This is a genomic window from Bradyrhizobium sp. 141, assembly GCF_023074055.1.
In the GTDB taxonomy this organism is placed as follows: Bacteria; Pseudomonadota; Alphaproteobacteria; order Rhizobiales; family Xanthobacteraceae; genus Bradyrhizobium.
The window spans coordinates 93317-108156 of the sequence record NZ_JADPKR010000082.1 but is presented as its reverse complement, the minus strand read 5'-3'; the positions used below and the strand labels follow the sequence as shown (position 1 = coordinate 108156).

Here is a 14840-nt window from a genome sequence, read left to right as displayed (position 1 = left end):
GGCGAATGCCCAATTCTTCAAGCCTGCCCGACCGGACCGGTTTAGGCTACGAACTGTAATGCTACATACTGTAGCATTCAGAAGACCGCCAGACAAGCAGAGATTGCGACACCTCCGTCACGACATCGGGAGCCACGTCTCTAGAAATTCGGCCCGAGCGCAATCTTCGTGATCGTGCCGTTCCTGACACCGATGCGCCATTCCGCCGAGCCGTTGGCGAACTGCGCGACGTAGATGTCGCTGTCGAGCGCGGTGACACCGCGGAAGGAGACCGCACGCAACGCACCGAGCCGCGCCAGGATCGCCTGGTCGAACGGCAGTTGCTGGCGCGTGATATCGGCGACTTCCGACGTCATCTGCTCGTAGTCCGGCTGTCCTCTGCCGACGCCCTCGATATAGCGGCGCAGCATCTCTTCGCCATTGGCGATCGGAACGGCGCGGCGCGCGGCGCGACCCGGACGCGCGCCGAGGTTTGCGGCTTCGACATTGTGGAAGCGGGTCTGCCGCCCCGGCACCAGGATCTCCAGGCACCGTCCCGACTTGTCGGCAATCATCCAGGGATTGTTCACGGTGGTGGTGGTGGCCCAGGTCATGTTGGGCCTGACGATCTGAGTCTTGCGACTGCCGTCCGCATCGAGATTGGACACCTGGATGTCGTCGCCCATCTCGTTATAGAGCATGATCCTGATCGGCGAGGTGCCGGCCCGGCCGCGAACGCTCGCCTCCTCCCCGCAAGGCACTATGCCGCCGAGCTCGTCATTGCCGTCTGCCCGGAAGATAACGTCGCCGACCTTGCCGTCGGGCTCCAGTAGAAGACGGAATTCCGCCGTGCCGTTCTCGAATTTGGCACCATAGATGTCGTAGCCGCCCGGGCCGACGCCGCGGAAGAAGATCGACTCGAGAGCGCCGAGCGCCACGAACGTGGCCTGCGTCTCGTTGAGCTGGCGGTGAATCTTTGCAGCCAGTGGCGCGCTCATGCGCTCGTAGTTCGGCGTGCCGTGGCGCAGATCCTCGATCCCACGCAGGATCATCTCCTTGCCGCCGGCAACCGGAACCTGCTCGCGGAAACGATCCGGGACTTCCGCAACACGGCGCGCGAAGTCGGCCTCGATCGCCTGCGCCACCGCCGCGTCGATCCGTGGGGCGAGGCGCGCGCCGGAAACTGCGTTCTGAACCAGCACGCGCGAGACCTTGCCCTGCTCGTCGCGCAGGAAGATCAGGAGATTGCGGCCATGGATCGAGAAGGCGTCCACCCCCTCAGCGAGAAGGGGCGCCGGGCCTTGCATGGTTTCCTGCACATGGAGGCGATCCCCATCACGGCGCACGGTGAGCACGCGGTTCGGCGCAACCCTGTACCAGCCGACATATTGATCGAACGCGGCGGAATCGGCTGCCGTCGTCGGCATCTCAGCGACGCGAACCGCGCGCACGTCGCGACCGTTCATGTGCAGCTTCAGCTCGGACGAGCGGCGCTCCGCATCCAGCGCGAACGTGATCTCGCCGGACGTGGCCGCATAAGACGCCGTGCCGTCGCTCCCAACCATCAGGCGTAATTTGCGTTGCCCGGTCAGCTGGCCGTAGAGATCGTCGCCCTCATGGAAGATGGCGAACACCGAGACCGGGCCCATGGCGTAGAAATTGACGAAGGGGCGGTAGTGCTGGACCGGTACTTCGCCAGCATCCGCCCCGACAGGCGCTGGGTCCGGCGTGCGATAGGCGATCATGCCGGCGGACACGATCACCACCGGAACGATCGCAGCCGCGATCCACACTCGCTTGCGCCAGCTGACTGCGACGGGCATTGCGGCAGCCGCGATGATGCGCTCGACGCGCGCACGCACGGTCGAGGCCCGCGCCATCGCGAGTTCAACCGGTCTCGGGCTCACGGTGCTGGCAAAGTCGAGCAGGATTTCCGCATAGGAGAGCCGGTCGTCGATGACCTCGATCGCCTCGGCGTCGCTGATGATCTCGGCGAGCTCGGCGAGGCGCGCCAGCTGCCACCACGAGAACGGGCTGAACCAGAACACCGCGCGGTTGAGCGACGCCAGCAGGAGGACGTAGAAATCGCGATTTGCGACATGCGCACCTTCATGCGCGAGTACCGCGAGGCGCTTCTTCGCATCCCAGCCGGCAAACTGCGGCGGCACCAGAATGGTCGAGCCGAACGTGACGGGGCCGCCGACATCGTGGCTGACGCGCACGTCGGCCTCGAGCATCTGCGGGCCCTTCATCGGCTTTGCCGCGCGCGCAAGGCGCCATGTCAGGCAGAGACCGATCGCGAGCCGCAGCAACAACAGGCCAGCGATGCCGGCATAGACGATGGTGGCGATCAGCAACCAATTGATCGACAGCCCAGTTTTGGGCAGCGGCGGTGCGACGACGACCCCGGGCGGGACGGGCAGCGCGGGCTGCGGCATCTCCAGCATCGAGATGTCGGCCGGCAGAAAATCATTCGGCATGGAGACCGGCAAAGGCAGCCGGCTGATCGTGAGCGTCGGCCAATGCATCACGAAGGGCATGGCCAGCGAGGCCAGCAGCACGACGACCCAGGCCGTCATGTGAACGTGCGGATTGCGCACGCGAAAGACATTGAGACCGAACCAGACGACGCCTCCCAGCACAAGGGAGCGCAGTGCCGCCTCCGCCAGAGTTGCGATCATTCTTTCTTCACTCCCCTCACCTTCTTCGCCTTGGCCACCTGGTCGGCCAGCTCGCGCAATTGCTGCTGGTCGAGCATCTTGTTGTCCACCATGCCGACGAGGACCTCCTCGATCGAGCCGTTGCAGAACCAGTCGACGATGCGCTGCACCGCCTTGGCCGCCACCTTCGCGCGCTCCTCGGCGGCGTGATAGACATAGGTGCGGCCGTCCACGGTGTGGCGAGCATAGCCCTTTTCCTCGAGCCGGCGCAGCACCGTGCGGACCGTCGATTCCTTCAGACGCCGCGGCAGACGTTCACGCACGATCTCGGCCGTGACGGGACCATGGGCCCAAACCAATTGCATGACCTCGCGCTCGAGGTCGCCCAGCTCGGGCAAACGATCGTCCATGGCACCAGACCTTGCGGCTTGAGTTCTTCCTGTAACGCTACAGACTGTCGCATATGGGGGCGCGCGGTACAATGGCGATTCCACCTCAGATGGTGGCGGTGGGCTGACCTATTGTCGGCTTGGCTTGAAATAGTTGACAGTACACGAGGCCGTCATGCCCGGGCTTGTCCCGGGCATCCACGTCCGTTTCGTACCGCGCGGCAAGACGTGGATGGCCGGGACAAGCCCGGCCATGACGATGCCGATACGTGGCGCCCCTATCGCGCCGTTCGACCGCTCAGTAATGCGGCTCGTACATCTGGGACTGGACCAGGGCCTTGACGTCGTTGGGCGCCGGTCCGTCCGCGAGCCCGCGCTGATAGGCGACGTCCGCAACGGCCGCGGCGATGCGGATGGAGACCTCGCGAATGCGCGGCAGGGCCGGATAGAGACTGCCCTGCGCGAGGTCGTCCTTGCCGACGCAATCGGCAAGCGTGTGGGCGGCCGCCATGAACATCTCGTCGGTCACGAGCCGCGAGCCGCTGGCGATGACTCCGAGGCCGACGCCGGGGAAGATGTAGGAATTGTTGCCCTGGCGCGGGACAAAGCTGCGGCCGTTGAGCTTGACCGGGTCATACGGACTGCCGCAGGCAAACAGCGCGCGACCCTCGGTGTAGCGATAGGCATCTTCCGCCGAGCATTCGGCCTTCGAGGTCGGGTTGGAGAGCGCGAACACGATCGGCTGCGCGTTGAGCTCGGCCATCGTCTTGAGCACCTCTGGCGTGAAGGCGCCGCCGACCGCGGCGACGCCGATGATCGCCGTCGGCTTCAGCGTCTTGATCGCGGTGAGGAAGTCGGCGATCGGCGCCTGGTCGGTGTGGGCGTAGCGGAGCTTGTGGCCGGAGAGGCCTTCGCGGCCGCTGACGACGAGGCCGCGGGAATCCACCAGCCAGTTGCGCCGGAGCGCTTCGGCTTCCGAAGCGCCCTCCGCCATCATCGCGGACACCAGGAGATCGGCGATGCCGGTTGCCGCCTCGCCCGCACCGAGGAACAGGATGCGCTGGTCCCTGAGCTTGCCGCCGGAGACGCGCAAGGCCGAGAACAGGCCGGCGAGCGCCACTGCCGCGGTGCCCTGGATGTCGTCGTTGAAGACGCAGGCTTCATCCCGATATTTGTGCAGCAGCTTGAACGCCGAATGGTTGGCGAAATCCTCGAACTGGATCAGCACGCCGGGAAAGGTCTGTCGCGCAGCTTGCATGAACTCGTCGACGAAGCTGTCATAGGCCTCGCCGGTCAGCCGCCGCTCGCGCAGGCCGAGATAATAGGGGTCGTTCAGGAGCTCTTCGTTGTTGGTGCCGACGTCGAGCACAATAGGCAGGCACGATTCCGGATGCACACCGGCACAGGCGGAATAGAGCGACAGCTTGCCGACGGGAATACCCATGCCGTTGGCACCGAGATCGCCAAGTCCCAAAATGCGCTCGCCGTCGGTGACGACGATCAGCTTGGCCGGATAGGGCCAGTTTTTCAGTAGCTCGGCGATCTGGCCGCGGTCGCGCGAGGAGATGAACATGCCGCGCGGCCGCTGGAAGATCAGGCCGTATTTCTGGCAGGCGAGCCCGACCGTCGGCGTGTAGATGATCGGCTGGATCTCGTCGATATTGTCGACGACGACGCGGAAGAACAGCGCCTCGTTGCGATCATGCAGCGCGTTCAGCGCGACATATTTTTCCAGATCGGTCGGCAGCGTGCGCAAATTGGTGAGGACGCGCTGAGCCTGCGTCTCCATCGTCAGCACGCAAGGCGGCAAGAGACCACGCAGGCCGAGTGCGTCGCGCTCGGATTCCGTGAAGGCGGTGCCCTTGTTGAGCAGGGGATCGCGCAGCAGCGCCATGCCTTGCGGCGGATTGGACGACGTCGATTGGGCAATGACCCGGGCAGGTCTATTCACGAATTCCCCCAAGAAGCTTCACATTGAACCGCGGACATTGTCGGCCAGCGCTCCAACGAGATCAAGGACGTAGAGACCGAAGCGCCGATTGTGATCTCGCACCGCAGCGAGATTGTCGCGAACGACGGGCAGTTGCGCGAGAGAAGGTTAATGTGGCAGGGCTCGTGCTCCTCATGGTGAGGATGAGCGCCGTCTCGAACCATGCAGGCCCTCACTGTCGCCCGCGGCACATCCTTCGAGACGGCCGCTACGCGGCCTCCTCAGAATGAGGAGCGCTGCTTGCGGCGCGATTACTCCGGCCTGATGTTCGCCGCCTTCACGATCGGCCACCATTTCTCGGTCTCGGCCTTCTGGAAAACGGCGAGCGCTGCGGGTGTCTGCTGCTCCGGCGGCGGAATCTCCTGGCCCAGTTCGGCAAAGCGCTGCTTGACCGCGGCATTGGCGAGCACGGCGACGATAGCCGCGTTGAGCTTGGCGACGATGTCCTTCGGCGTGTTCTTCGGTGCCCAGATGCCGTGCCAGTAGGAAATATAGAGCCCGGGCAAGCCCGCTTCGTCGACGGTCGGGATATCCGGGGCGGACGCAAGCCGCGTCGGCGAGGTCACTGCGAACGCCTTGATCGCACCGCTCCTGGCATGTGCCAGCGAGTTCGCCGCCTGGTCGAACATGATGTCGATCTGCCCTGCCACGAGATCGATCATGGCGGGCCCGGCGCCACGATAGGGCACGAACTGGAAGTCGGTGCCGGTCTTGTCCTTGAAGAAGACGGCGGCGACATGCGCACCCGTGCCCGCCCCTGAGGTCCCCGCTGTGGCCTTGCCGGGATTGGCCTTCAGCCAGGCAATCAGCTCCTTGAGATTGCCCGCCTCGAGCGACTTGCGGCCGACGATGAGCTGCGTGCCCATCGCGATCATCGCGACCGGCTCGAAATCACTTACGACGTATAAGGCAGGTTGAGGATCGCACCGTTCAGCACATGGGTGCCCCAATGGCCGATCGTGATGGTGGTTCCATCCGGCGTTGCGCGTGCGACGCGGGCGCCGGCGATGCTGCCGGAGGCGCCGGCGACGTTCTCGACCACGACCGTGGTGCGCAGCTCGGCGGCGATCCGCTCGGACAGGATCCGCGCCAGCGTATCGGTCGGGCCGCCCGCCGCGAACGGTACGATGAGGGTGATTGGACGCGAGGGAAACGGCTGCGCATGACCCGGAATCGTCCACACCGCAGATCCGGCCAACGCGCACAAGACGATCACATGACCGCGCAAGACGGCCCACAGCCCTCGTATCATTCCACCCACCCATTGTCGTCGCCCGCATTTTGGCAGCGAGCTGGAGGCAGAGTGAACGCTGCCGGGTCGATGGAGGCAAGCCGGAAATGTCCGGCGGGCGACTATCCGGCCGCCCGCCGCGGCGCCAGGTGGGCCGAGCCATCTGCCGGCGGGACGATATGCATCAAGATGGTCTGGGTGGCGGATGCGACGTCGATGCCGTTCTGCTGGAAGCGCAGCTTCATGCGGCGGTTGAATTCGCGCTGGACCGGCCAGCGGCCGGCCTCGGTGCAGCGGATCTGGCCGACGATCGACACCATCGCGCCGTCGACCTTGTCGATGCCCCACAAATCGAGGTCGCCGCGGATCAGCGCGCGGAATTCGGGTTCGCGGCGCATCTCGTCGACGATGTCCTTGAGGATCTGGCCCGCGCGGTCGGTGTCTTCCTTGTAGGCGACGTTGACGCTGACCGAGGCGTTGCCGGCGCCGCGGCTGGCATTGGTGATGGTCGTGACCGCGCTGAACGGCACGATGTGCACGGCACCGTCGCCGGCGCGCAGCCGGATGGTGCGGATCGAGACGTTCTCGACCACGCCCGAGAGCCCAGAAACGCTGACATTGTCGCCGACCTGCACGGTGTTCTCCAACAGCAGGAACAGGCCGGTGATGAGGTCCTGCACCAGCTTCTGCGAGCCGAAGCCGATGGCGATGCCGACGATGCCGGCACCCGCGAGCAGCGGCGCGACGTTGACGCCGATCTCGCTCAGCGTCGTGAGGCCGACCACGGTGGCGATCAGGCAGAGCAGCGCGGTGCGCAGCATCGGCTGGAAGGTGCGCAGGCGCGCGGCACGGGCGTAGTGCCCGTCCCGCGAGAGCGTGTTGATCTGGCGGTCCAGCAGCGCGTTGCTGGCTTCCCAGATCGCCGCAGCGACGAGGACGGCGACGCCGATCGTCACCACGGCCGAGATCAGCCGGCTGCCGATTTGGCCGCCGTAGAACCAGACGATGGCGTCCACGCCCCAGACTTCGAGCACGGCCACGAAGCCGATGAAGACGATCACGCCGGATACGATCTTGCGCAGCAGCGGCAGATAGCGGTTGGCGCGGATTTCGAGGCCTGGAAAGCGCTGCAGGATCTCCGGCTTGATGCGGAAGCCGCGGTCGATCAGGCTCAGCGTCAGCATGATGGCGACGCGCGTGATCACTGCGAGCACGATGGTGCCGACGAAATATTGCAGCAGCAGCGAATAGCCGTTGCGGATGTTGAGCGCCCATACCGCCCAGAGTGCAAGATCGAGCGCGATCGCAAGATAATGCCAGCCGCCGGCGACGCGGTTGCGCAGCCGCGCCGCGATTCCGGCCTGTTCGGCGGGCGCGCGAATGGCGTCTGCGACCTGGCGGCGACACTGCAGGATGATGACGACGATGAAGAGATGCACGACCAGCATCACCATGCGGAGCAGCGCGGCGTAACCGGCACGATGCAGACCCAGCAGCAGCGCCACATTGGCGAAGGCGATGCCGGATACGCCGACGCCGACGATGCGGCGGGCCCAGATCTCGACATAGGCCGCGGTCTCGGCCCTGACAGGAAACAGGCCGAACGGCCCCGCCAGCGCACGAACCACGCAGATGAGCCCGCGCGAGAACGCATAGGCGTTGGCAACCGCGAGGATCACGAGGCGGACGGTCGTGGGCTCGCCGATCTCGGTGCCGAGCAGCGCGGTGGCAACGCCCATGAAGACGAACACCGGAAGCAGTTCGAGCACAAGGCGCCCAAACACGAAGGGCAGCCGCAGCAGGACCTGCCAGATCCGCGCCAGGCTGTGGCGGCGCTTTTGCAATTCAGGTGCCGGCGTGACGTCGGCGACCGACGACGGCGGATCGGCGACGGGCAGCGCCTGCGCCGGCAGGCGCGCGGCATACGGCACGCGTCCTTCCAGAAATGCGACCGGACGCCGGATCAGCCGGAAGAGCACCCATTCGGCCGCGAGCGCGCAACCGAGCACCAGTGCGAGCTTCCAGGCGATCTCGATCAGGAGATTGTAGGCCGCAGGATCGTTCGCGGTCCGCACGATCCAGTAATAGAACGCCGGGAAATGCGTAAGTGTCCGCGCCACGCTGGCGATCTCGCTCGAGATCGCGCCGATCTCCTCCGACACGGTGAGCAGGAGCTGCGCACCGAGGCCGTCGGCAGCGAGCGGGATCGGCGACTTCTGCTCGGGCGCTGGGGCTTGCGGACCAGACGCATTGGCGATCGTGCGCAGCGTGTCGATCATCTGCGCACGTTTTTTGTCGTCCTGGAGCGTCTCCAGCGCACGCTTGGCTTCCTCGGGCGACAACGCGGCAGCACTGTTCGCGGCCGGCGTCTCGGCGCGGGCGCCGGAGAGAGATGAGATCGCGAGGAAGAGAGTGGCGAGGAGCGCCGGGGCAAGCTTATGCGACACGCTGATTCCCTGAAAAAAATGAATGCGCCCGCGGTGTCGTGGCCGTCACCGCCGAAGCACATGCGTCATGTCGGATGGCTGCTATTCGCCCGTGGCCTGTGTCGGAAGTGGGCCTCTGAGGCGACATTCTCTTGGCATTTGCCGCAATGCAGGATGAGGGAACCGGGCGTCAGTGGGGCTCAAACGCCAACAGAACGCGATCCGTCTTTCTGTAGAATTCTCGCAGCTCGACTCACAAGAGGGCGTGGCGACACACGTGCCCTGCATGCAATTACTCCGTCATTCCGGGCGTTGGCCCGGAATGACGGCGAGGAGGAAGGAGGACAAAAGCAGGATGTGAAAGACGCGTGTCACGGGGCCGCATCACGGCCACCCGACACGATCAACGTGATGCAAAATACAGCGCCGGGACGGTAGGGGCTTTGCCTCACTGATGCAGCCCGCTAAACCTTGTCCCGGCGTGCCGTTCGCGGTTTCTGCCGCTATGCGATAGTCCGAACGAGCTCCATCGCACTTAACGCGGCTGGATTTGCGGAGGTGGAGTCATAGACCTCCCCTTGCTCATGAGGTGGACGTTGCGCGTCGCTTGTTGGCGACCATCGGCATGCTCCTCCCGTGCCACAAAACTGTCAAGCGGGATCGATGATCACGGGGATCACATTTGAACGGGCGAGTTCCGCAAGCCAGGGCATGGTGACATCATGCCCCTGCTTTGCCCGACACGTCAATTCGATTTCGCAAAATCAGCAGCCAATGACGCCACCAGCAAGCCATTGATTTCGCTACGCCCGGCTACTGTGCATGGGGTTGTTTTCGCAATTATTGTCTCCGGCCTAGAGAAACATGTCGGCCAGGTCGACCGTCGAGGACGTCCCGACCCGGTCGAAGTTGCGCGCCAGCCAGCTTCGCGCCGCCGCGCGGCCCTCGTCGCGCAGGCGGCACAACAGGCTCCATTCGGGATGGAATTGCGTGGCCGTGCCGAGCTGCGACATCAGCTGGTCGTTGCCGATCCAATGCATGTACATGCGGCTGTGTCTTGCGCTGTCGAGCTCACCATCGTCGATCAGCCGCGTGGCGAAGGCGATCGCGCGCATCTCGCGCATCAGAGACGAATTGAAGCTGATCTCGTTGATGCGGTGGAGGACGTCGGCGGCACTGGTCGGCAGCTCGTCGCGTCGGATCGCGGTGACCTGCACGATGACGACGTCATGACTGCCCTTGCGGTAGATCAGCGGATAGATCGCGGGATTGCCGAGATAGCCGCCATCCCAGTAATGCTCGCCGTCGATCTCGACGGCCTGGAAATAGGGCGGCAGGCAGGCCGAGGCCAGCACGGTTTCCGCAGTGAGATGCGGGCTCTGGAACACCTTGATCTTGCCGTTGCGGACATTGGTGGCGTTGAGAAACAGCGCTGGCGCCTCGGGCGAGGAATTGAGCCGGTCGAAATCGACCACGCGCTGCAAGAGCGAGCGCAGCGGATTGAAATGGAAGGGATTGAGCAGGTTCGGCGGCAGCGTATGCGTCAGCGTATGGATGAAGGCGTGAACCGGATGATATTCCGGCGGCAGCTTGAGGGCCTGGATCCACTGGTTGAGCGGCGAGAGCAGATCGTACGCCATGTCCATGCGCGACACTTCGTACCAGAATGCGTGCAGGTTCTGCCGCGCGGCCTCCGTACCTCCCCTGGCCATGCCGGAGGCCATCGCCACCGCATTCATCGCGCCGGCGCTGGTGGCGCTGATTGCCTCGATCGCGAGCCTGCCGTCCTCCAGCACCTGGTCGAGCACGCCCCAGACGAAGGCACCGTGCGCGCCGCCGCCCTGGAGCGCGAAGCTGACGTTCTTCCGGTCCGCGGTCCCGCTGACTGTCACTTTGCTCGCTTATTGCCCCCTTTTTCTTCCTTCTCCAGCGCCTTGCGCACCGCGTCGAACTCCCGCAGCGAGCCCTTGTCGGCGCGCGGGAAGCGCAGGTCGAGCTTTTCGAGCGCCGCATTGATCACCGAGCCGATCACGACGCGGGCGAACCATTTGTGGTCGGCGGGCACGACATACCAGGGCGCGTGAGACGTGGCGGTGTGCCGGACGATGTCCTGATAGACCGCCTGGTAGCGCGGCCAGAGCGCGCGCTCCTTGATGTCGTCCATCGAGAACTTCCACTGCTTGGCTGGCTGCTCCAGCCGGTCGAGGAAACGCTCGCGCTGCTCGTCCTTGGACACGTTGAGGAAGAATTTCAGCACCACGGTGCCGTTGCGGCAAAGGTAGCGTTCGAAGGCCGAGATATCCTCGAACCGCTCCTTCCAGATGTTCTTCGTCACGACCCTGGACGGAAGTTTCTCCTTGGCGAGGATCTCCGGGTGCACGCGCGTCACCAGGCATTCCTCGTAATGGGAGCGGTTGAAGATGCCGATATGGCCGCGCTCGGGCAGCGCGATCACGTGGCGCCAGAGGAAATCGTGGTCGAGCTCCTTGCTGCTCGGCGCCTTGAAGGCATGAACCTCGCAGCCCTGCGGGTTGATGCCTTCGAAGATCGCCTTGATCGCGCTATCCTTGCCGCCGGCATCCATGGCCTGGAACACGATCAGGAGCGACCAGCGGTCCTGGGCGTAGAGCTTCTCCTGAAACTGGATCAGCCGCTTCTTGTTGGCATCGAGGATCGCTTGCGCCTTCTCCTTGTCGAGATCGCCCTTCTCGTCGGTCTTGTGCGCCTTGAGATGAAACTTGCCGGAGCCGTCATAGCGGAACGGCGTGACGTAGCGGTCAAGTTCCTGGGCGAGCGATTTGGACGGCTTCTTGCTCATGAGCGCGGGGCACCTTGCGTTGCGGCTTCAATCGGTCGAGCACGCTACCAAGGATGCCCTTGGGAAGGAATATGATGAAAAGCACGAGCAGCACGCCGTAGACGAGATTGTCCCAGCCGACCGCCTTGGTGCCGAAGCCGATGCGAAGGGTTTCCGCCAGCAGGATGGTGATCACGGCGCCGAAGGTCGGGCCGAGCGAGACGAACAGGCCGCCCACGATGGCCGCGAACACCATCTGGAGCGACACCGCAATGCCGCTGACCGTGTCCGGCGTGATGAACATCTGGTACTGGCAGTAGATCGCGCCCGCGAGCGCCGTCATCACCGCACTGAGCAGCGTGATCTTCAGCTTCTCCGCGGTGACGTCGACGCCGGCGGCGGCCGCGGCGTCCTCGTCCTCCGAAATCGCCTCCAGCGCGTAGCGTGCCATGCTGCGGTCGACCCAATGCCAGACCACGATGCCGAACAGCCAGACCCCGAGCGCGATCAGGTACCAGGTGATCTTGTCGTCGAACTGCAGCGCCAGCAGCTTGTTTCCCGAGGTCCGGTTCGGCGTATAGCCCAGCGAGCCGCCGGTATAGTCGCGCGTCGCCGTGATGACCTGGAGCACGATGCCGGAGAGCGCCAGCGTCACCAGCACGAAATAGTGCCCGGTGATGCGGAAACGGAAGCAGGGATAGCCGACGATTAGCGCCAACGCGCCGGCCGCGACCATGCCGACGGGAATGCCGATCCAGGGCGACCAGCCCAGATGATTCCAGAGCAGCGCGGTGACATAGGCGCCGATCCCCATGAAGCCGCCATGGCCCAGCGAGACGAGGCCGAACCGCCCCATCATCGACCAGGAGGTGTAGGCGAACGACCAGATCAGGATCAGCACCAGGATGTGCAGATGATAGGGATCACGATAGACGAAAGGCAGCGCGACCAGCGCCGCCAATCCTATCCCCCAGGCTGCAAGCCGCCCCTGCCCCATCATCGGCGCCTCGCGAGCAGGCCCGCAGGCCGGATGAACATCATGACAATGAAGAAGGCAAAGGCGAGCACATAACCCCATTCGAGATCGGAGAACAGGCCGCCGAGCGAGATGATCTCGGCGAAGACGAAGGCGGCGATAAAGCCGCCGATGAAATTGCCGAGGCCGCCGAGCACGCAGATCAGGAAGGTGATCGGCCCGAAGGACAGGCCGACGAAGGGATGCACGTCGTATTGCAGCACCAGGAGGCAGGCGGCGAGCCCGGCCAGCGCGCCGCCGAGCGCCGAGGTGATGAGATAGATCCGCCTGGTGTCGACGCCCATCAGCGCCATGATCTGGCGGTCCTGCGAGATGGCGCGGATCGCGGTGCCGGTGAAGGTGCGGGTCATGAACAGGTAGACGGCGACCATGCCGACCAGCGCAGCCAAGAATGACAGAAGTCGCGCGTAGCTAAAGTTCATGTCGCCGAAGGCGAGCACCGGCAGGCGGATGCCGAGATTGCGAAAGTCGATGCCGAAAGCGACGGTGGCAAAGCTCTGCAGCACGAACAGAACTCCGCCGGTCGCGAGCAACTGGTTGATCGGCGGCGCGGTCAGCAACGGCGCGATCACGAGGTAATGCAGCGCCGCGCCCAGAACAGCGACCAGCAGAATAGTGAGGGGCGCCGCAACGAAGTAGCTGATGCCGTAATACTGCACCATGAAATACATGGCGTACATGCCGATCATCACGAGCTCGGCATAGCAGATCCAGGTCACGTCGATGACGCCGAAGATCAGATTGAGCCCGAGCGCGAGCAGCGCCAGCACGCCGCCGAGCAGGATGCCGTTGATCACGGCCTCCAGCAGGTAGATGTCGAATATGTCCAGGAACGCCTGCATGCCCATCACACCCCGAGATACGCTTCCTTGACGGTGTCGCTTGCGAGCATCTCGGCCGAGGTGCCGGACGCCCTGATCGTGCCCGCCTCGATCAGATAGGCGCGATCGACCACTTTCAGCACCTGCTGCACGTTCTGCTCGACGATCAGCACCGTCAGCCCGCTGGCGCGAATCCGCTTCACCAGCTCGAACACCTGCTGCACCACGACCGGCGCCAGCCCCGCCGACGGCTCGTCGAGCAGCAGCAGTTTTGGATTCGACATCAGCGCACGGCCGATCGCGCACATCTGCTGCTCGCCGCCGGACATGGTGCCGGCCATCTGGTGGCGCCGTTCCTTCAGGCGCGGAAACAGGTCGAAAACGACCTCGACTCGCTCGGCATAGTGACCACGCGCCTCCTTCATGAAGGCGCCCATCTTGAGATTATCGTCGACCGAGAGCTGCGGAAACAACCGCCGGTTTTCCGGCACATGCGCAATGCCGAGGCTGACGATCTTGTGCGGCGGCGTTGCCACGACGTCGGCGCCCTCCATCCGGATCGATCCGCGCGAAGGCCGGATCAGGCCGGAGATGACGCGCATCAGCGTGGTCTTGCCGGCGCCATTGGGGCCGATGACGCCGACGGCCTCGCCGGCCTTCACGTCGAGATTGACATCGAACAGCGCCTGGAACGTGCCATAGCCGGCATTGACGGCGCGGAGATCCAGCATGCCTAGCCTCCCGCGCGGCGGCGCGCTTCGGCGGCCGCGGCCTGCGTGGTCTCGGCATCGGTGCCGAGATAGACCTCGATCACGCGCGGATCGCCCGCGACCGCGCTCGGCAGGCCTTCCGAGATCTTCTCGCCGTGATCGAGCACCATGACGCGATCGACGACGCGCATCAAGACGCCCATGATGTGCTCGACCCAGATGATGGTGATGCCGAGCTCGTCGCGGATGTTGCGCAGCATGTCGGCGGCCTGATCCATCTCGGCCTCGTCGAGGCCGCCGAGGCTCTCATCGGCGAGCAGCAGCTTCGGCGAAGTGGCGAGCGCCTTGGCCAGCTCGAGCTTCTTCAAGCCGGCCGCGCCGAGGCCATCGACGCTGGCATGGCGATCGGTCGGCAAGCCGACCATCGCCAGCGATCGTTCGGCCGCCTCCTCCGCCCTGGCACGGCTGTGGCGGCCCTGGCCGTAAAAGCCGGCGAGCGCGACGTTCTCGAAGATGGTCAGGCGGCGGAAGGGGCGCGGTATCTGGAAGGTGCGGCCGACGCCGCTGTTGATGATCCGGTGCGGCGCAAGGCCCGCGATCTCGGAGCCACCGAACATGATCGAGCCCGATGTCGGCGCCAGCGTGCCGGAAAGCATGTTGAAGATCGTGCTCTTGCCCGAACCGTTGGGGCCGATCAGGCCGAGGATCTCGCCCTGATCGACCCGAAACGACACGTTGTTGACGGCGGTGAAGCCGCCGAACCGCTTCACCAGCCCGCTGACTTCCAGCACCAAAGCCCTC

Annotated in this window: 10 protein-coding genes and 1 pseudogene; all 11 read right to left on the bottom strand. The window is 64.7% G+C overall.

The window, feature by feature from the left end; all coding sequences use genetic code 11:
* Positions 1 to 140 precede the first annotated feature (140 nt).
* The 11 genes and pseudogenes from IVA81_RS23880 to IVA81_RS23830 all read right to left on the bottom strand — a co-directional run bounded on the left by IVA81_RS23880 (position 141) and on the right by IVA81_RS23830 (position 14830).
* Complete coding sequence (locus IVA81_RS23880) at positions 141 to 2660, bottom strand: M56 family metallopeptidase (RefSeq protein WP_247322507.1); 2520 nt, start codon at positions 2658 to 2660, stop codon at positions 141 to 143.
* On the bottom strand, positions 2657 to 3049 hold the full coding sequence (locus IVA81_RS23875) for a BlaI/MecI/CopY family transcriptional regulator (RefSeq protein WP_247322505.1): 393 nt from the start codon (positions 3047 to 3049) through the stop codon (positions 2657 to 2659). Before IVA81_RS23875 ends, IVA81_RS23880 begins: the two co-directional genes overlap by 4 nt.
* A gap of 277 nt (positions 3050 to 3326) precedes the next feature.
* Positions 3327 to 4979, bottom strand: coding sequence for an NAD-dependent malic enzyme (locus tag IVA81_RS23870; protein ID WP_346659414.1), 1653 nt, complete (start codon positions 4977 to 4979; stop codon positions 3327 to 3329).
* A 290-nt stretch (positions 4980 to 5269) separates the two neighbouring features.
* Positions 5270 to 6267: pseudogene (locus IVA81_RS23865) on the bottom strand (tripartite tricarboxylate transporter substrate-binding protein).
* Positions 6268 to 6371: 104 nt separating this feature from the next.
* Positions 6372 to 8696 (bottom strand): mechanosensitive ion channel domain-containing protein, encoded by a 2325-nt coding sequence (locus IVA81_RS23860; protein ID WP_247322503.1) that lies wholly within the window; start codon positions 8694 to 8696, stop codon positions 6372 to 6374.
* An 833-nt stretch (positions 8697 to 9529) separates the two neighbouring features.
* A complete protein-coding gene (locus tag IVA81_RS23855; protein WP_247322501.1) occupies positions 9530 to 10567 on the bottom strand; it encodes a patatin-like phospholipase family protein in 1038 nt (345 codons plus the stop codon).
* Positions 10564 to 11493, bottom strand: coding sequence for a polyphosphate kinase 2 family protein (locus IVA81_RS23850; protein WP_247322499.1), 930 nt, complete (start codon positions 11491 to 11493; stop codon positions 10564 to 10566). The genes IVA81_RS23855 and IVA81_RS23850 overlap by 4 nt, the downstream gene beginning before the upstream one ends.
* On the bottom strand, positions 11453 to 12472 hold the full coding sequence (locus IVA81_RS23845; RefSeq protein WP_247322497.1) for a branched-chain amino acid ABC transporter permease: 1020 nt from the start codon (positions 12470 to 12472) through the stop codon (positions 11453 to 11455). The genes IVA81_RS23850 and IVA81_RS23845 overlap by 41 nt, the downstream gene beginning before the upstream one ends.
* Positions 12469 to 13350, bottom strand: a complete 882-nt coding sequence (locus IVA81_RS23840; RefSeq protein WP_246929923.1) for a branched-chain amino acid ABC transporter permease — start codon at positions 13348 to 13350, stop codon at positions 12469 to 12471. Before IVA81_RS23840 ends, IVA81_RS23845 begins: the two co-directional genes overlap by 4 nt.
* A gap of 5 nt (positions 13351 to 13355) precedes the next feature.
* On the bottom strand, positions 13356 to 14060 hold the full coding sequence (locus IVA81_RS23835; RefSeq protein WP_247322495.1) for an ABC transporter ATP-binding protein: 705 nt from the start codon (positions 14058 to 14060) through the stop codon (positions 13356 to 13358).
* 2 nt (positions 14061 to 14062) lie between these two features.
* Entirely contained in the window at positions 14063 to 14830 is a 768-nt protein-coding gene (locus tag IVA81_RS23830) for an ABC transporter ATP-binding protein (RefSeq protein WP_247322494.1), read from the bottom strand.
* Positions 14831 to 14840: the final 10 nt, after the last annotated feature.

What these genes read in the sequence shown, in the direction of transcription:
- IVA81_RS23850 (WP_247322499.1), bottom strand. Translation starts at nt 11,493, where the DNA reads ATGAGCAAGAAGCCGTCCAAATCGCTCGCCCAGGAACTTGACCGCTAC.
- IVA81_RS23840 (WP_246929923.1), bottom strand. Translation starts at nt 13,350, where the DNA reads ATGCAGGCGTTCCTGGACATATTCGACATCTACCTGCTGGAGGCCGTG.
- IVA81_RS23875 (WP_247322505.1), bottom strand. Translation starts at nt 3,049, where the DNA reads ATGGACGATCGTTTGCCCGAGCTGGGCGACCTCGAGCGCGAGGTCATG.
- IVA81_RS23845 (WP_247322497.1), bottom strand. Translation starts at nt 12,472, where the DNA reads ATGATGGGGCAGGGGCGGCTTGCAGCCTGGGGGATAGGATTGGCGGCG.
- IVA81_RS23880 (WP_247322507.1), bottom strand. Translation starts at nt 2,660, where the DNA reads ATGATCGCAACTCTGGCGGAGGCGGCACTGCGCTCCCTTGTGCTGGGA.
- IVA81_RS23835 (WP_247322495.1), bottom strand. Translation starts at nt 14,060, where the DNA reads ATGCTGGATCTCCGCGCCGTCAATGCCGGCTATGGCACGTTCCAGGCG.